A 16,699-nucleotide genomic window follows, 5' to 3' on the forward strand; every position below is an offset into this window, starting at 1 on the left:
TCCTTGATTGAGACTTCACACGCGAAGCAATCGGCACCTGAATAGGAATTGAAATATGCAACGGACAATCGGGTTGTGGGGGGTGGTGGCTACTCTGGTTGGCTTTGTTGTCGGTGCAGGAATTTTCATTCTTCCAGGGGAACTGGCAGCAACCGCCGGTCCCGGCGTTATTATCTCATATGCTTTAGCTTCAATCTTAGTCGCATTCTCCTGCATTATTGGCGCCTTCGTAAGCGGAATCGTTCCAGTTAGCGGCGCCAGTTTTGTTTATTCGACAAAAATGACCTCACCTTTTTTAGGTTTTCTGATGATCTGGGCAATTATTGCCGGCGCGTCGATGGGAGTTGCGTTCGTGGCTCATGGTTTCGCCGAATATTTGGAAGTTCTTTTGCCCGGAAGGAACAAGACACTGGTTGCAGTGATGATCGTTCTGTTTTTTGGCGGCATAAACCTTTTTGGCGCTGTCGCTTCCGTCAAAGCACAGACATTGATGGTAATTACTTTTGTGACTTCGGTTCTGGTTTTTTCTGTTGTGGGTATAGCTCAGATTGATACCGATCTTCTTGTTCCCTTTACCCCGAATGGTTTCGGACCAGTTTTGATGGCAGCGGTTCCGGCCTTTTTTTCCTATGCCGGATTTTTAATGATTATCGATATCGGCGGGGAAATCAAAAACCCTTCCCGGACAATCCCGCTGGGATTGCTGATCAGTTTCCTGTTAGTCTGGCTGTGCTATTCGGCCGTGTCGCTGACAATCGTTGGTAGCATTCCCTGGCAGCTGCTCGCCAATATTGATGCGCCGGTTGCTACCGTCGCGGGGAAAATCTTTCCGGACTGGGCCAAAGATATAATTCCCTGCGCTGTTCTGGCTGCCGCCGCCACCACAATAAACGGATTGCTACTGGCTTATTCCCGGGATGTTTATGTATTATCCCGGGTGCGGATTTTTCCTGAAATATTGTCAACACTCTCAAAGAAGCACGGCGAGCCTTCTTACGCGGTGGCTCTGCTGACAGTGACTTCAGTTATTTCTGTATTGATGGGAGCCCAAATATCTGAATACGCAACGCTTGTTGTAGTAGTCCTCATGCTTAGTCAGATTTTGCTCGGAATAGCGACACTCCGCTTACCGAAGATAATGCCCCGCAGATTATCAAATTTGGAATTTAGACTCAGCTCCTTCTGGCGAGTATTTTTCGCCGTGGGTCTTATCGTTTTCTCAAGTCTTTTTATCGTCATTGGCCTACAAAGTAATCCAAAATCTTCCGTGTTATTCGGTTTGTTTTTACTGTTTGGAACTACCTATTATTTGCTGCGTAAGAATTACCTGAAAGGGCGCGGTATCGACATGGAGAACTCGGTGATGGGATATATCGAAGAAACTATTGCACAGTCTCAGGAACAAAATATGCCTCTCAGTGACAGGTGACAGATCTCGGGCCGCAGCAGGTCTGTCCAGTCGGCACTTCGGCCTCACCAGCTTTCTGGCCGATGTGATGGATTATTCTCCTGCCCCTTGGCCACAGACGGGTTTAAGGAAATCTGATGCCTGCCTTGACGGTTGTTCCGGGTTACGCAAGCTGGGCGCGAAGGAGCAACCACGCAAATTTGAAACCCACAACAACCATGGTTTTAACGAATTGAACGGTCGCATCACTGCCTGACACGCGCGCAGTGACGTTCAGGCCGGAATTAATGGCTGTTTTTCCTTGATATCTGTGGTCTTTTAAGTCTCTTTTGCGGATTTCAGGCGCACCTATCCCGCGGCTGCACACCGCTCATGGAAGATCAGGCGGTCGAAGTTGTAGGCAAAGATAGGCAGCGTGAGTTTTGCCTGTGCAATGGCAATGCCGGCGGTGTGGATGCAAGGGTCATAGCGGTTTTTCTGATGGGCAAAAACAAGCTCGACCTTGGCGTCATCGTTATAGCAGAGGCCCTTGACCCGATGCGGCCGGAAGCGTCCGAACTCCGCCTTGCTCGCCAACGCCTCCAGCGAATGCAGGAATTCCGCCAATCTCCTGCACCGGGCTCCTGTGACGGCCGATTCCTTCCGAGGTTAAACCAGCACGCCAATCAAAATCGCTTGCCTTATCCGATAAATTATACCACAGTATATTTAATTGGAATATCTAGCGGGAGGATTTTGAAATGCATATTGGACAACGCAAGCACACTTTGCTGAGATTTACGTCGGTAATTCCGCTGGTTGCAGCCGCAATGATCGGTCAGACAGCCTCAGCCCAAGAGACAGAAGAGGCCGCAGAATCGGGTCTCAATGTCATCGTCGTGACCGCACAAAAACGCGAACAGAACGTCCAGGACGTCCCGCTCGCCGTCTCTGTCACCACCGGCGAGGATCTGGAACGGCTGCAGGTCAATAACATCGAATCCTTGCAATTTTCGACCCCATCACTGGTCGTTGCTGGTCAGGACCCTTCGCGCAAGACCTTCGGCATTCGCGGCATCTCGGACCAGTCACGCAATGCCGGATTCGACAACCGAATCGGCGTCTATGTTGATGGCGTCTGGGTCGGCCGCTCGGCCGCATCGAACCAGGCTGTGCTCGATGTGGCCTCGATCGAAGTCCTGCGCGGGCCGCAGGGAACGCTGTTTGGCAAGAACACGGTGGCTGGTGCGATCAACATCATCACTGCGAAGCCGGAATTCGGTACCAGCGGATATGTCGAAGCAGAATACGGCAACTATGACAATCGTCGCCTCAAGGGCATGCTGAATGTCGCTGCATCAGACAATGTCGCGATGCGCGTTTCAGGCATGATTCATAAGCGCGATGGCTTCGTGCAGAACCTCTTCAATGGCCTGGATTATGATAACCGTGACGACTACGGATTGCGCGGTCAATTGCTGATCGAGCAAGGTGATACGTCGCTCTATATCACGGCGGATACTGCGCAATTCAAAAGCCGTGGTGCTGTCACCGGCGAACTCATAATTGACCCCCGCGCGCCCAATCCGCGCGAATTTGCAATCGACGAGTTGCAGAATTACAAAATCGGTGTTGACGGGCTTTCTGCGCAGGTCGATCATGAATTCGGAAACGGCGGCACGCTGACCTCGATCACGGCGTTTCGCACAAGCAGCTATTTTGTCGAAGGAAACGACGAGGATAACACTCCGTTCGCTTTCGCATTTACCAAGCCGGCCTTCGAAGATACGAGCCATTTTTCGCAGGAAATCCGCTATGCGTCCGACGATAGCGGGCGGTTCGATTATGTGGTCGGCCTGTACTATCTGACGCAAGACATTCAGGGAGGCGGGACAGCAACGGCTTTTGCGCCAGCGATTAATCCTTTGGCACCGCCGGTTTTTGTCTCGGTGAATCAATTTGGCACGGTAAAATCTCAAAGCTACGCGATTTTCGCCCACACGAATTTCGACATAACCGACCGGCTTGAACTGACTGCAGGCGCACGTTTCAACAAGGAAGACAAGTCGGTTGATTACAAGATCACCGACACGTCGGGGTTGTTCACCAATGGCGCGCTCAAAGACAAACGCTCATCCAGCGATTTCTCGCCCACGGTGAGCCTGAACTATGACGTGACCGACGATGTTATGACCTATGTGCGATACGCACGTGCCTACAAGAGCGGCGGCTGGAACACTGATTTTGTGCCCTCCGTACCTGACATCGGATTTGACGACGAAAGCGTCGATGCATTCGAAGTCGGCCTCAAGTCGCTACTTTTTGACCGCCGCCTGCGGCTTAACCTTTCCGCCTATCTGTCCAAGCACAGCGACTTCCAGGTGTTTGCCTTTACCCAGCTGTCAAATGGAGGATCAGCAATTAATGTGACGAATGCAGGCAAGGTCACGAGCAAAGGTTTTGAGGTTGAAGCCGATGTTCAACCAGTCAAGTGGCTCAATCTTTTCTTTAATTATGGCTACAACGATACCAAGTTCGACAGCTTCAAGAACGGTGGCGGGCCAGGTGTTGATTTTGACGGCAATCGCCCAGCAGAAGCGCCAAAGCACAACCTCAATCTTGGCATCGCCACTGATTTCGATCTGGGCTTCGCAAATTTGATGATCCAGGGCGACTACAATTATCGTAGCTCCTTCTTCTCCAACCCGAACAATCTGCCAATCAACCTGAATAGCTCGCTGGAACAGGTCAATCTGCGCGCAGGCCTTGATTTCGGAAACGTCTCGGTCTTTGGCTGGATGCGCAACGCGTTCGATGTCACGACGCAGATCTACAACCGTCGAACGTTCCTCGGCGCATCAAAAGCTTCGTACAATAGCCCGCAAACCTACGGCGTTACGGTCAAGGTCGAATTCGGGAAGTAAATTGCGGGGCGGGTAGCTTGAAAGAGCTGCCCGCCAATCTTGCGGACTCGTCTAGCTCTCGCTTTTTTTCTCTACGACGATGCCGTGTTTGAGTATTTCAGTGCTCGTTACTGTCCGGGTCGTCATGATAGCTTTGTCGTCCTTGTCGAAGCCCATAATGGCCTTCATCTGCTCAGTGAGAAATATCGGCCCCAACTGAATGAACATCAGCGTGAAGGTGAGCCACGACGGATCTATCTTTGAGGGCAAGCCCCAGCGGCGTTGCAACTCTAGGACTTCCGAGTTCAAGTGTTTGTAATAGGACTTGAATATCGGGCCCGACTTGTCAGTCATCTCAACAGCTAAGTGCTTTAGAAACTGAAGCAACTCATATCGTTGATACAAGAGAGCATCATGCCGCTGCGACAAGAGATCAATAAACTCGTACCCGCTTGAAGCATCAATATCTGCCGTGACCTGCCCAAATACCGCCTGCAACTGATCAATCACATTCGCGATCGCCTCGTCGATCAGGCCTTCCTTATTGTCAAAATAGTGCCGGATCAGTCCGACCGTGACACCGGCGTCCTTGGATATCTCTCTCAGATCAACGGCCGAGAAGCCCCTTTCGGCGAACAGTTTTATCGCTGATTTCAACAAGGCATCGCGCCGGTCCACCTGTTCGGAGGCGGGCGGGCGGCCACGGCGGGGCTCTTGCGTCACTGACTTGGAATTTGATCTCATCTTACAGACTTACAAGCATGTTTAACTAGCGCGGTAAAGGCTAGGCAACAAACAAACGCACATTTCAGGTCCGGTTGTGTCTTCGCTGACCGTGTCGAGAAATTCGGAACCTTGCGCGATTACGCCTTTCCGGTGGTCAGGAATGAAGAGCGAGGCCGGAATAAGCTGGGAGTCGATCTCGGCTGATCCGGCGTGGCTGGAGCCGACCGCGTTGCCGTCGCCAAGATCAATGATCTGGCGCGACGCCTGACGGGTCATGCCGGCACTCAGCGAAATCGCGGCGTCGCGTACCATCGGAATGCAAGCCATCTGGGTCAGATCGGTGCGGACGGTTTCGGCGGTGATAGATCGTAGTGAAGTCATGCAGTGAGAGTCTCTTTTGGTGAAGGACCCGAATGCGGCAGAAACGCCGCGCAGCGGGCAAAATGAAATGCGGCCCAGACACCCAGGATCGGTATCAGCAACATTGAAGCCGCGAGGCTCCCCTTGCCGAGCTCAGGCTCCAGAAAATCGCTGAGCATACCGATTACCGGCGCGCCAAGACCAAGGCCAAACAGATTGGCAATCATGAGCGCCAAAGCGCCGCTGGTCGCGCGCAACTCGACGGGAGACAGAGATTGGCTAAGGGCCAGAGAGGGCGCCACATACGTTGTCGAGCCGACAGCCACGAGTGAAAAGACAACCCACAGCCATCCAATGGTTGGCGCCAGTGCTACACCAATTGCTCCAGCGGACATGACCAGCGCCCCGATCGCAGCGATGCCGGGCAACCAGCGCGGATCTCTCTTGCTCAACCGGTCAGCCAGCATACCGCCGATAAGCAAGGTTCCGGTAATCCCGGCGCTGATGATTATCAGCGCAATCGGCAATCCCGATTTGTCAGGGCTCAGACCGAACGAGCGGTCTACCAACGATGGGATCCAGGCGAGCATTCCTGTTGCCCCGAACAGCAGCAATGCCATGCCGCTAACCAGGTGACGATAACTTGGCACCGCCATCAGAATTCGGATCGCCTGCGGGATAGAGGCTTGCTGTACGGGCTTCGCGGCGGCTTGACCATCCACCGCCCCGCGGCGGGGCTCCTTCATGGTAAAATGGATAAGGAGCGCCAGCAGCATGCCAGGCAGGCCTGCAAGGAGAAACGCGGAGCGCCAGCCCCAGTGCGCGGCAATATATCCGCCAGCAACAAAGCCAAGCAAAAGTCCGAAATTGCCGCCAAGCGACAGGATACCCATCGCTGTGGAGCGGCGTTCCTGCTCGAAGCGATCCGAAATAATCGAAAATGAGGCCGGGCCGGTACCCGCTTCCCCAATCCCAACACCGATGCGCGCTGCGAACAGCATCGCGAAGCTGGACGCAAAGCCGCAGAGCACTGTCATCACGCTGAAGATCGCGAGCGAAACGGTGATGATCAGTTTGCGGCTGTAGCGGTCAGCAAGGCGGGCGATCGGCAATCCCAGCGTCGCGTAGAAAATGGCAAAGGCCGCACCCGAAAGCAACCCCAGCAGCGTGTCGCTGAGCACCATTTCCGCCTTGATATATGGCAGCACAATGCCGAGCAGAAAGCGGTCAAGACTGCTCATCAAGTACACCAGTGCAAGCAGCATCAGCGTGTACCAACGGTTGCCGATCAGCGGCATTGCGCGAGGGGGCTTCTCCGTCTCGATGCTGTTCATCTAATCCCCTCTCGCTGCTGCGTTCTACAAGCGGCCTAACCCATTACCGCTTGCCACGCCAGATAAATTATATCATTGTATAGTTAATCGGAGGGGAATCGAACCGTGAAAATCTTCATCGCCTGTCTGGCCACTGAGACGAACAGTTTTTCACCGGTGCCCACCGGATGGTTCGGCTACGAGGAACCTGGCCTTTATTATGGCGACGCGACACAGCACCCCCCTGTCGCATTTAACGTTGTCCTCCATGAATGGCGCCGCCTCGCTGAAGCCGAAGGGCACGAGGTTTTCGAAAGCGTGTCGGCCATGGCCCAACCGGCTGGGCCCACGGTTCAGGATGTTTACGACACGCTGAGCGGGCGGATTTGCGACGATCTGCGCGCCGCAGGCGATGTCGATATCATCCTGTTGCAAATGCACGGCGCTATGATCGCCGAGAAAACCCTTGATTGCGAAGGGGATCTGATTGGTCGGCTACGCGCAATCGCCGGGCCGGATGTGATGATCGGTGCGGAGTTTGATCCTCATTGCCACCTTACCGACGAGATGCTCGGGGCCACGGATGTCATGGTCTTCTACAAGGAATACCCGCACACCGATATCGCTGAGCGCGGGCGTGATTTGTACAAGCTGGCGATGGAAGCCCACAATGGCGCAACCAAACCTGTGATGCGGGTATTCGATTGCCGCATGATCGGAATGTATCTGACGCCGATTGAGCCGATGCGCTCCTTCGTGGACCGGATGTTCGCAGCGGAAGGCAAAGACGGCGTCCTGTCGCTATCACTGGTACATGGCTTCCCATGGGGAGATTCCCCCGAGGTCGGCACCAAGATGCTGGCAGTGTGCGACGGCAATGCAGATCAGGCGCAAAGGCTGGCGGAAGAATTCGGCCGCGAGATATGGGATCTGCGGGAGAACTTCAGGATTGGCCGCCCGGGTATCGAAGAGACGCTCGACAGCCTTGGCGACATGTCGGACGGGCCATATGTACTGGCTGACGTGGCGGACAATCCAGGTGGCGGCTCACCAGGCGATTCCACCTTCATCCTTGCCGAAATCCTGCGCCGGAAAATCCGCGATGTCGTATTGGGCATCTATTGGGACCCGATCCTTGTCCAGATCATCGAAGATGCTGGCGTTGGGGCCACCCTGCCCGTCCGGCTCGGCGGCAAAATTGGCCCCAGCTCAGGTGATCCAATTGATTTAATCGTCACAGTCCGCGCCATCGGCAAGGATATGTCGCACGCCCTGGGTGAGAGCTCGATGGTTCTGGGCACGCTGGTCTGGCTGGAAGCCGACGGCGTTCATCTGTTCGTCAACACCATCCGGACACAGGTGTTCGAACCAGCTCCGTTCCTGGAACTGGGCATCGATCTGTCCGCAATGAAGTTTTTGATCGTCAAATCGACCCAGCACTTCTTCGAGGCATGGGCTCCGCTGGGCACATCTGTACACTATGTCAGCACGCCTGGGGGATGCCGTTCGATGTTGCGCAAATCCCCTATACCCGTCTCACGCGGGCTGTTTGGCCATTGGCCGACGTCGACCCGTTCTCGATCGCTGCGGAATGATCTGGCGGACTTTTTGCGGCCTGCTTGCGCTGCTGGCAATGTCGCTGGCGAGCCCGGTGTGGCCCCAGACACCGTCGCAGACCCAGAATTGCCCCGGGCCCGACATTGACGCTGCCGCTTTGCGGATCGAGGCGGACGCCCGGATCGAAACCATGCGGCAAGCCGCGCATATTCCCGGCGCGACCCTGTCGGTTGTCTATTGCGGCAAAGTGATCCTGCAGCGCGGCTACGGATTTGAAGACATTGAGCGCGGCGCGCGGGTTGACCCAGAACAAACTCTGTTCAGGATCGGATCGGTCAGCAAGACGCTGACCTTTGTCGCACTGATGCAATTGGTCGAGCAAGGCCGTGTTGATCCGGACGCGCCAGCACAAACCTATCTCAAAGACCTCAACCTGCCCACTTTCGGCGGGCGGAAGATTCTGGTGCGTGATCTGTTTACCCACCGCTCAGGCTTCGAAGATCGCGCCGCCGGCATCCTGTTCAACCATGGTACAAGCGGGATAATCGGGTTGCGGCAATGGCTCGACCAAACCATGCCCGAACTGGTACGCATGCCGGGTAAGAAGACAGTATACTCAAATTACGGTGCGACGCTTGCCGGGCTGATCGTGGAAAACGTCTCGGGTGAGCCGTTTCACGCCTACATCGAAAAACACATTTTCGGCCCGCTGGACATGCGCGCGACGAGTTTTCGCGAGCAAGACATGCCGCGCGGTTTCCCGACCCTCGATCCGCAACTAGCGAGCCGGATTTCGACCGGCTATTTCTACCGCAATGGCGCTTTCGAGCCGCAACCCTTCACCCACATTTGGCATGCGGCCCCGGCCGGCTCGGCTTCCGCCACCGCCAGCGACATGGCCCGATACATGCTCGGAATCTTGCGCGGCACTGAATTGCTCCAGCGTTCGACCATAGAGCGGATGCAGCAGCGGCCCTATCCGGACAATCCGACCGCCCCAGGCTATGCCTGGGGCTTTCGCACCGGCTGGATTAAGGGCTTTCCCACGTTCGAGCATGGCGGGTCTGCCTACACCCATTTCAGCGCCATGGTAATGGTTCCGGATCGCCAGATCGGCGTCTTCGTTAGCGTCAATGGTGCTGACGATCATGATGCGCCGCGCAAACTGGCCACAAGCCTGGTCGAGGGAATGATCCCGCAGGCAAAGCCCATTCCGGGCTGGAGCGCTGCCACCGGACTGACACCTGCTGAACTTGAGAAGCATGAAGGCAACTACCTTATCGACCGGACCAACTATTCACGTCTGTCGAAATTCCTCGGCCCCTTGATGGGCGCACGCAAAGTCGTGGGCCAGCCAGGCGGGACGCTCAACATTCAGGGCGGCGCGGAAAGCGGCGTCTATCGCCGTGTCGCGCCGGGGACATTCCATGACCCGGAGACGGGCTCCATAGTGCAATTCACCTACGGGCCTGACGGGCGCGCCCTGCGAATGTCTGCCGCTTACGGACATTACGGGTTTGACCGGATTGGCTGGTGGCAGACGCTCGGGCCTTTGGACTGGTGCTGGCTGCTGTGGCTTTGCTGGCTCTGTGGCATCTTGTCTGGGTTCGACCGCGCAGGCTGGCGGGCAAGGAAGCACAGGGCGTGTCGGCACCTCTCGCGCAGCTTACCACTGTGAAAGCTGTGGCCGGGCTGGCCTTTGCCGCTGCGCTCGTAGCGGCGGTCTTACAGATTGGCTTGCTGGGAGAGGCATTGGCCTTTGACTGGCCCGGGTCGGGGCTGTGGGTCGCGCTTGGGATGCAATATATCTGGCTGGCGCTGGTGCTGGCCACTGCCGCCATCGCCGCACGGGCCGCCATTGCCCGATCGCTGCCCAAGGGCGCGATGATCTGGCTGATCTTGGTTCTCGTGGCTGACGTCTTGCTCATTGCGCAGCTGTGGCAATGGAACCTAATCACGCTCTCGTTGTGAGCTGTGCCGGCATGACAAAGCGCCATTTCAATATCATCGGCGGCGGTTTGGTCGGGATTTCCACTCTGTACGAGCTGGTTTCGCGCGGCCACGAAGCTACCCTGTTCGAGGCCGAGGAAGAGCTTGGCCGCGGGGCCAGCTTTGCTAATGGCGGGATGTTGACGCCTTCGATGCCCGATCCGTGGAACGGGCCGGGGGTGGCAGGCCATTTGATGGCATCGCTGTTCGATCCGAAATCCTCGATGAAGCTGCATCTCTCGCAAGTGCCAGCGCTGGCTGGCTGGGGGCTGCGCTTCCTTGCCGCCTCAGGACGCGCCCAGCACCAAGCAACGACACTGGCCAATTACCGGCTGTGCGCCGCGTCAGTTGAACGAACCCGCGAGCTGACCGCGCGATTGGGTCTACAATATGACCAATCCGACGCTGGCACGCTAAAGATATTTGAGAGCGCACAGGCCATGGCTGGCCCTCTGGAGCTGGCCGATCGGCTGGCCGAGGCAGGCCTGCGGTTCGACAAGCTGGACGCCGCAGGTGCGGTGGCAGCGGAGCCCCAGCTTGCGGCTATCGGGCATCGCATCGCTGGCGCTTTGCGTTTCCCCGACGATGGGGTGGGTGATGCGCGCAAGTTCGTTCTCGCGTTGGCCGAGAAAGCGCGCGAGCTGGGCGGCACGATCAGACTGGGCGCACGAGTGGACAAATTGCTCACGCGCAACAGCCGGATTGAAGGTGTCGCTTCTGGCGGAGAAGAACACCACGGCGAAGTTGTCCTGTGCACAGGCGTTTGGAGCCCGGAGCTTGCGCGGCAGGTCGGCCTGCCGATCCCGGTCAAGCCGGCCAAGGGATACAGCGTTTCGGTTGCAGCGGGCGCACTGGGCAATCGCATGCCGCGCCTGCCGGTAATCGACGATGCCATGCACGCCGCTGTGGTGCCCTTAGGGCACCGTCTGCGCTTTGTCGGGACGGCCGAATTCGCCGGATTTAATCGTCGGATCGACCAACCCCGTGTCGATAACCTGATTGCTTTGTTCGAGCGCGTGTATCCCGATCTCGTGAGCAATCTCGATCTATCGGATGCGCGGCCATGGGCGGGCCTGCGCCCGATGAGCGCCGAGGGCAGACCAATCATTCAAAAATCCCCGCGAGATGGCCTGTGGCTCAATTGCGGGCACGGCCATCTGGGCTGGACCATGGCCAGCGGGTCGGCGGAATTGCTGGCCGATCTAATCGAGAGGAAGCCGAACGCTTCGGCGGACGACTTTCGCAAGTTCGGTTGAACGACAGCCACAGATTTTCGCGAGGGCGAAATGAAAATTACCGACGTGACGGTCACCCTGTTTAAATGGGAAAATATCCCGTCCAAGAGCTACGATCACGAAGTCAAAGTTAAGGGCAACAGCACCGACCTGGGCCTAGTGCGGATACACACAGATGAGGGCATCGAAGGCCATGCCTTGTTGGGCCTGTGCGTCGACCCGGCCAGGCTTGAGGCGCCCTACATCATCCGCTTCCTCAAGCCGATCCTGATGGGCCAGGACCCGCTCGACCGCGAGCGGCTGTTCCAGAGCATGTCGCGTATGCGGGCTCAGGTCAACACGATTGCTGTCTGCGCGCTCGACATCGCCTTGTGGGACCTTGCTGGCAAGATCAGCGGCCTGCCAATCTATGCCCTGATGGGCACTTTCCGCCACAAGATCCCCGTCTACGCGAGCTCTGAACAGCATGAAACGCCTGAAGGCTATGCGGAGCAGGCACTGGCCATCAAGGAACGCGGGTTGCACGGCTACAAGCTTCACCCGACCCAGCGCTGGCGGGAAGATATAGCCGCCTGTCAGGCTGTGCGCGAGGCGGTAGGCAATGATTTCAACCTGATGCTGGATTCCCGTTCGGCCTATGATCTAGGCGAGGCCGTGAGGGTCGGTCGCGCGATCGAGGAGTTGGGGTTCCAGTGGTACGAAGATCCCCTGCCCACGACCGACATCTACAATTATGCCAAGCTGCGGGAAAAGCTCGATATCCCGGTAATGGCCACCGAATTTCCGGCGGGCTGGATTGATGACTACGCCCCGTGGATCATGAACATAGCCACCGACATGTTGCGCGGCGACGTGATGATTAAAGGCGGCATAACCTCGATGCTCAAGATTGCCCATCTCGCAGAAGCTTTCGCCATGAAGCTGGAAATTCATCACGGCGGAAATTCCATGAACGATGTAGCCAATCTCCACGTCCAGATGGCGATCCCGAACACCAGCTTCATGGAAGTTCTGCTTCCCCACGAGGCGTGGTGGCATGGTCTTGTCGAAGAGATTCAGATCGGGTCCGATGGCTTCGTCCATGCGCCAACCAAGCCGGGGCTTGGTTACGAAATCGATCTCGATCTGGTCGAGCGGCAGAAGATTGCTGTGCTGAGCTGAATCCGCCGCGCAGCTGACACTAAAGCGCGGCTTCCGACACGGGGTCGCCGGCGATCCGCGAATGGAGCATCACCCGCGGCTCGGAATAATCCCAGTCGCACGCCCGGTGCATCAGGCAGCGGTTGTCCCACACAACCACGTCGCCAGCGGTCCAACCGTGCTGATACACGCAGCTTTCATCCGCGACGGCGAATTGGAGGAGGCGATTAATCAGGGCCGATGAATCCGCATCGGTCATGCCGGGAATGCCATAGGCGTGCCTGCCGACGGCCAGCGCCTTTCGCCCCGTTTCGGAATGAATCTTGACCAGCGGTCGCAGCGGCACTTCCGCAACATCGAGGCCATAACCGATATATTCGCTGTCGCCAGCCTTGGTTTCCTCGCCCAGTTCGGCCTGGCTGTGCGCGAGTGAATGATGGGCCGAAAGTTTGGCGATCAAGGCCTTCGTGCCATCGTCAAGTGCGTCATAGGCGGCGCGCATATCGGCGAAGGCCGTGTCGCCTTTGGAAGACGGAACCCGCTTGGCGCTGAACACGGCACCTTTGGCCTGCAGCGGCATATAGGTGTTGTCCTGATGCCAATGCATGTTGCCGCGGATGATCTTCATCATGTCGTCGTCGGGCGCGTCTCTGAGCTGTCCGTTTGGCAGGACGTTGCTGATCTCGATGGCTTCGAGGCCTTCCACCAGCTTGCCAAACCGCTCAGCAAACGCCTGCTGCTCGCTATCGCTCAGATGCTGCGCGGGAATGATCAGCAGGGCATAGTCGAGCCATGCTTGATACAGCTCTGCGAAGGCAGTGTCGTCTAGCGAACGGACATCGATATCTCGAACGACCATGCCGAAAGTCTTATCCAACGGCTGCAGCCGGAATGGGCTTTTCTGATCGATCCGCACTGCCGCGCCTCCATAATTTACTCAGGCTTGAGCCACCAACACTCAACATCAAAAGCTATGAATGTCATACTTACCACCACTTTCGGTTGCAATAAATTATATATTTGTATAATTAATGGTGGTCAAGGACACGCTTAAGCGTCCGGTGCGGTGGAGGACAAGAGACATGAACGGCGCAGAAGCACTCATTGGAACACTTGGCAATGCGGGCGTTGACGTCTGCTTTGCCAACCCCGGTACGTCGGAAATGCAACTGGTCGCAGCGATTGACCAGCAGCCCGGCATGCGCGCCATCCTCGGCCTGTTTGAAGGGGTCGTGACGGGGGCTGCCGATGGCTACGGCCGGATGGCGGACAAGCCTGCGATTACTTTGCTCCATCTCGGGCCGGGCCTCGCAAACGGCGTCGCCAATCTGCACAATGCAAAGCGCGCCGGATCGCCGATCATCAATCTGGTCGGCGATCATGCGACTTACCATCTGCAATACAACTCGCCCCTGACAAGCGATCTGGAAGGCGTGGCACGCCCGATGTCGCATTGGGTCAAAGTCTCCAAGTCCGAACGGGATCTGGCGCAGATCGGAACTGAGGCTTTCTCGGCTGCGATCAGCTATCCGGGCCAGATCGCAACCGTAGTGGTTCCGGCCAACCATGCATGGGACGAAGGAAGCGCTATTGCCGAATTTGGCGCCGCGCCAGCCGTCCAGACAGTCCCGTCTCAGGTGATCAGCGACACGGCCAAGGCATTGAGCGATGCCGCAGGTCCAATCGCGCTTTTCCTGGGCGGGCGCGCATTGCGCGAAGGCGCTCTGGAACATGCTGGCCGGATTGCCACCAAGACCGGGGCGAGACTGATCTGCGAAACCTTCCCGGCGCGGTTGCAGCGTGGTGCGGGGCGGGTGCCGGTTGAGCGGCTGCCCTATTTTGGCGAACAGGCCGAAGAATATCTTAAAGACTTCAAGACCATCGTATTCTGCGGCTGCGAACCGCCGGTTTCCTTCTTTGCCTATCCGGGCAAACCGAGTTGGCTATCGCCCGAAGGAGCCAAGCTGATCCGCCTTGCCTCGAAGGAAGAGGAAGCGGAAGGCGCATTGCAGGGTCTCGCTGATGCGCTTGGTGCGCCAGCAAAGTCTGCCCTGATCCAGGAGGCAGTTCGTCCACCCGCTCCCGAAGGCAAGCTCGACCCGGCCAAGATCGGCGCTATCCTGGCCGCAGTGATGCCCGATCAGGCCATTGTTGTTGATGAAGCAGCAACCTCTAGTCCACCGATTTTCCCGGCGACGCAGGGGGCCGCCCAGCATGAGTGGATGACGCTGACCGGCGGGTCGATCGGCATGGGGCTACCGCTTGCGGCAGGGGCCGCGGTGGCATGCCCTGATCGCAAAACCATCGCGCTGCAGGCCGATGGCGGCGGGATGTACACCTGCCAGGCCTTGTGGACGATGGCGCGCGAGAACCTCGATGTGACCGTGATCCTGCTCAACAATGGCAGCTACGCGATCCTCAACATCGAGTTGGCGCGTGTCGGCGTGCAGAACCCCGGTCCGAAAGCCCTGTCCATGCTCGACCTGCGCAACCCAGCGATCGACTGGGTTTCGATTTCCCACGGCATGGGCGTTCCCGCGAAAAAGGCGACCACCGCAGAAGAGTTCGATGCAGCACTGGCCGAGGCGCTGGCACACAAGGGTCCGCGCCTGATCGAAGCGATGATCTGACCGATATGGCGATGCACAATAGCAATTGGAGAGAATGCCATGACCACCATCGCTGAACTCAAGGCACTGTTCGAACGCCAGAAGGCAGCCTTTGCGGCCAATCCCAATCCCTCGCTGAAGCAGCGCGCAGAGCGTCTCGATGCGATCACCGGCGCTGTTGTCTCCAATCGCGAACGTATTCACGAGGCGCTGCGCGAGGATTTCAGCGCGCACCCCGGCGCCCAGGCGGATTTCGTCGAGATTTTCGGGGTTGCTGGACGCCTGCAATTCGCCAAATCGATGCTGGAGGAATGGACCAGGTCCGATCCGCGCGATCTGGACCCGGCCATGTATGGCGCCAGTCGCGCTTTCGTCACGCCCCAGCCCAAGGGTGTGATAGGCAATATGGTGCCATGGAATTTTCCGTTCGATATCGGCATCGGCCCGCTCGCGGAAATGCTTGCCGGCGGGAACTCGGTGATCATAAAGCCCTCGGACATGACGCCCGCTTGCAGCGCCGTGATGAAGGATATCCTGCTGGCTGCAATCGACAAGGACATCGTGGCCGTGGTGCCGGGCAATATCGACCTTGCAAAGGCCTTCCCCACCCTGCCGTGGGACCATCTGATGTACACGGGCAATCCCGACGTCGCCCGCTCGGTTGCCGTGGCGGCAGCGCAGAATCTGGTGCCGTTGACGCTCGAACTGGGCGGAAAATGTCCGGCCCTGTTCACGGAAAGCTCCGTCACGCGCGAAGATGTCTCCAGCGTTTTGCGCACCAAGATGATCAAGAACGGGCAGATGTGCGTCGCGCCCGACTATGTGCTCGCCCCCGCACCAAGATCGGCCCCTTCGTCGATCATGCGCGCACTTTTATCGCAGAAGCCGCTCCGAACTACGCCGTCAGCGATAATGTCACGGGCATCATCGCCGACCGCCATATCGCCCGCATCGAAAGCCTGCTGGAAAGCGCGGCTTCGGGTGGTGCTGAAATCGTCACGCTGGGTGAAGACAGCCAGACCAATGGCCGCAGAATGCCTCTGCGACTGGTGATCGACCCGTCGCTGGACTCCGATCTGATGCGGGAGGAGATTTTCGGTCCCGTCCTGCCAATCGTGCCCTACGATACGCTTGAAGAAGCGGTCAGCTATATCGCCCGTAACGAACGGCCGCTCGGGGTCTATGCGTTCACACAAGACGAGGCGCTCAAAGCCCGGTTGCTGTCTGATACGCATTCCGGCGGAGTGACCTTCAATGGCTGCGCTTTTCAGGCAGCTCAGCCCAATATCGGCTTCGGTGGGTCCGGCCTCAGCGGCTACGGGAGACATCACGGGATCGAAGGCTTTCGCGAATTCACCAACCCGCGCGGCGTGGTCGACCTCGATCCGGATGCCCTCGCACTGAATATCGCCCCGCCATACGGAGATGTAGCCACCGCATTGCTGTCCGCGATTACCGGCGAAGGCCAATAAGATGGGAG

The 16,699-nt window shown here is 57.4% G+C and carries 15 protein-coding genes; 10 read left to right on the plus strand and 5 right to left on the minus strand.

The genetic code is table 11. From position 1 onward, the window contains the following. Positions 1 to 55 precede the first annotated feature (55 nt). Positions 56 to 1,429, plus strand: a complete 1,374-nt coding sequence (locus HF685_RS02130) for an APC family permease (protein ID WP_168818091.1) — start codon at positions 56 to 58, stop codon at positions 1,427 to 1,429. A gap of 327 nt (positions 1,430 to 1,756) precedes the next feature. Here HF685_RS02130 and HF685_RS02135 read toward each other — a convergent pair whose 3' ends face one another. Next, a complete protein-coding gene (locus HF685_RS02135; RefSeq protein WP_168818092.1) occupies positions 1,757 to 2,014 on the minus strand; it encodes a hypothetical protein in 258 nt (85 codons plus the stop codon). A 134-nt stretch (positions 2,015 to 2,148) separates the two neighbouring features. Here HF685_RS02135 and HF685_RS02140 point away from each other — a divergent pair, with 134 nt between their 5' ends. After that, positions 2,149 to 4,311 carry a TonB-dependent receptor gene (locus HF685_RS02140; RefSeq protein ID WP_168818093.1) on the plus strand — a complete coding sequence of 721 codons (2,163 nt, stop codon included), beginning with the start codon at positions 2,149 to 2,151 and terminating at the stop codon, positions 4,309 to 4,311. A 51-nt stretch (positions 4,312 to 4,362) separates the two neighbouring features. Here the strand turns inward: HF685_RS02140 and HF685_RS02145 are convergent, their stop codons facing one another. Genes HF685_RS02145 through HF685_RS02155 form a run of 3 tightly spaced genes read right to left on the minus strand, consistent with a single transcriptional unit; the run spans position 4,363 to position 6,710 of the window. Continuing rightward, the gene (locus HF685_RS02145; protein ID WP_211051302.1) at positions 4,363 to 5,034 is read right to left on the minus strand and encodes a TetR/AcrR family transcriptional regulator; all 672 of its coding nucleotides are present in this window, start codon (positions 5,032 to 5,034) and stop codon (positions 4,363 to 4,365) included. A gap of 21 nt (positions 5,035 to 5,055) precedes the next feature. Beyond that, positions 5,056 to 5,397, minus strand: coding sequence for a hypothetical protein (locus HF685_RS02150; protein ID WP_168818095.1), 342 nt, complete (start codon positions 5,395 to 5,397; stop codon positions 5,056 to 5,058). Continuing rightward, entirely contained in the window at positions 5,394 to 6,710 is a 1,317-nt protein-coding gene (locus tag HF685_RS02155; protein WP_168818096.1) for a spinster family MFS transporter, read from the minus strand. The genes HF685_RS02150 and HF685_RS02155 overlap by 4 nt, the downstream gene beginning before the upstream one ends. A gap of 105 nt (positions 6,711 to 6,815) precedes the next feature. On the opposite strand from HF685_RS02155, the gene HF685_RS02160 reads away from it, so the two are divergent. The 5 genes from HF685_RS02160 to HF685_RS02180 are packed head-to-tail and all read left to right on the plus strand — an operon-like array spanning position 6,816 to position 12,631. Further along, on the plus strand, positions 6,816 to 8,393 hold the full coding sequence (locus tag HF685_RS02160) for a M81 family metallopeptidase (protein ID WP_211051304.1): 1,578 nt from the start codon (positions 6,816 to 6,818) through the stop codon (positions 8,391 to 8,393). Beyond that, positions 8,281 to 9,924, plus strand: coding sequence for a serine hydrolase domain-containing protein (locus tag HF685_RS02165; RefSeq protein ID WP_168818097.1), 1,644 nt, complete (start codon positions 8,281 to 8,283; stop codon positions 9,922 to 9,924). Before HF685_RS02160 ends, HF685_RS02165 begins: the two co-directional genes overlap by 113 nt. Beyond that, positions 9,891 to 10,217, plus strand: coding sequence for a hypothetical protein (locus HF685_RS02170; protein WP_168818098.1), 327 nt, complete (start codon positions 9,891 to 9,893; stop codon positions 10,215 to 10,217). The genes HF685_RS02165 and HF685_RS02170 overlap by 34 nt, the downstream gene beginning before the upstream one ends. Before the next feature lie 11 nt (positions 10,218 to 10,228). After that, the gene (locus HF685_RS02175) at positions 10,229 to 11,491 is read left to right on the plus strand and encodes an FAD-dependent oxidoreductase (RefSeq protein ID WP_168818099.1); all 1,263 of its coding nucleotides are present in this window, start codon (positions 10,229 to 10,231) and stop codon (positions 11,489 to 11,491) included. Positions 11,492 to 11,521: 30 nt separating this feature from the next. Continuing rightward, positions 11,522 to 12,631 (plus strand): enolase C-terminal domain-like protein, encoded by a 1,110-nt coding sequence (locus tag HF685_RS02180; RefSeq protein ID WP_168818100.1) that lies wholly within the window; start codon positions 11,522 to 11,524, stop codon positions 12,629 to 12,631. Positions 12,632 to 12,650: 19 nt separating this feature from the next. Here HF685_RS02180 and HF685_RS02185 read toward each other — a convergent pair whose 3' ends face one another. Next, on the minus strand, positions 12,651 to 13,526 hold the full coding sequence (locus HF685_RS02185) for a TauD/TfdA dioxygenase family protein (protein ID WP_246218707.1): 876 nt from the start codon (positions 13,524 to 13,526) through the stop codon (positions 12,651 to 12,653). Between the two features lie 166 nt (positions 13,527 to 13,692). On the opposite strand from HF685_RS02185, the gene HF685_RS02190 reads away from it, so the two are divergent. Genes HF685_RS02190 through HF685_RS16505 form a run of 3 tightly spaced genes read left to right on the plus strand, consistent with a single transcriptional unit; the run spans position 13,693 to position 16,691 of the window. Continuing rightward, complete coding sequence (locus HF685_RS02190; protein ID WP_168818101.1) at positions 13,693 to 15,240, plus strand: acetolactate synthase large subunit; 1,548 nt, start codon at positions 13,693 to 13,695, stop codon at positions 15,238 to 15,240. Between the two features lie 39 nt (positions 15,241 to 15,279). Then, complete coding sequence (locus tag HF685_RS02195) at positions 15,280 to 16,272, plus strand: aldehyde dehydrogenase family protein (protein WP_168818102.1); 993 nt, start codon at positions 15,280 to 15,282, stop codon at positions 16,270 to 16,272. Further along, positions 16,182 to 16,691, plus strand: a complete 510-nt coding sequence (locus HF685_RS16505; RefSeq protein WP_281352835.1) for an aldehyde dehydrogenase family protein — start codon at positions 16,182 to 16,184, stop codon at positions 16,689 to 16,691. Before HF685_RS02195 ends, HF685_RS16505 begins: the two co-directional genes overlap by 91 nt. Positions 16,692 to 16,699: the final 8 nt, after the last annotated feature.

The organism is Parasphingorhabdus halotolerans (assembly GCF_012516475.1).
GTDB classification, from domain to species: domain Bacteria; phylum Pseudomonadota; class Alphaproteobacteria; order Sphingomonadales; family Sphingomonadaceae; genus Parasphingorhabdus; species Parasphingorhabdus halotolerans.

Bases quoted from the DNA above. Each gene is read 5' to 3' on its own strand.
- HF685_RS02130 (WP_168818091.1), top strand. From the start codon at position 56: ATGCAACGGACAATCGGGTTGTGGGGGGTGGTGGCTACTCTGGTTGGC.
- HF685_RS02140 (WP_168818093.1), top strand. From the start codon at position 2,149: ATGCATATTGGACAACGCAAGCACACTTTGCTGAGATTTACGTCGGTA.
- HF685_RS02145 (WP_211051302.1), bottom strand. From the start codon at position 5,034: ATGAGATCAAATTCCAAGTCAGTGACGCAAGAGCCCCGCCGTGGCCGC.
- HF685_RS02150 (WP_168818095.1), bottom strand. From the start codon at position 5,397: ATGACTTCACTACGATCTATCACCGCCGAAACCGTCCGCACCGATCTG.
- HF685_RS02155 (WP_168818096.1), bottom strand. From the start codon at position 6,710: ATGAACAGCATCGAGACGGAGAAGCCCCCTCGCGCAATGCCGCTGATC.
- HF685_RS02165 (WP_168818097.1), top strand. From the start codon at position 8,281: ATGATCTGGCGGACTTTTTGCGGCCTGCTTGCGCTGCTGGCAATGTCG.
- HF685_RS02175 (WP_168818099.1), top strand. From the start codon at position 10,229: ATGACAAAGCGCCATTTCAATATCATCGGCGGCGGTTTGGTCGGGATT.
- HF685_RS02180 (WP_168818100.1), top strand. From the start codon at position 11,522: ATGAAAATTACCGACGTGACGGTCACCCTGTTTAAATGGGAAAATATC.
- HF685_RS02190 (WP_168818101.1), top strand. From the start codon at position 13,693: ATGAACGGCGCAGAAGCACTCATTGGAACACTTGGCAATGCGGGCGTT.
- HF685_RS02195 (WP_168818102.1), top strand. From the start codon at position 15,280: ATGACCACCATCGCTGAACTCAAGGCACTGTTCGAACGCCAGAAGGCA.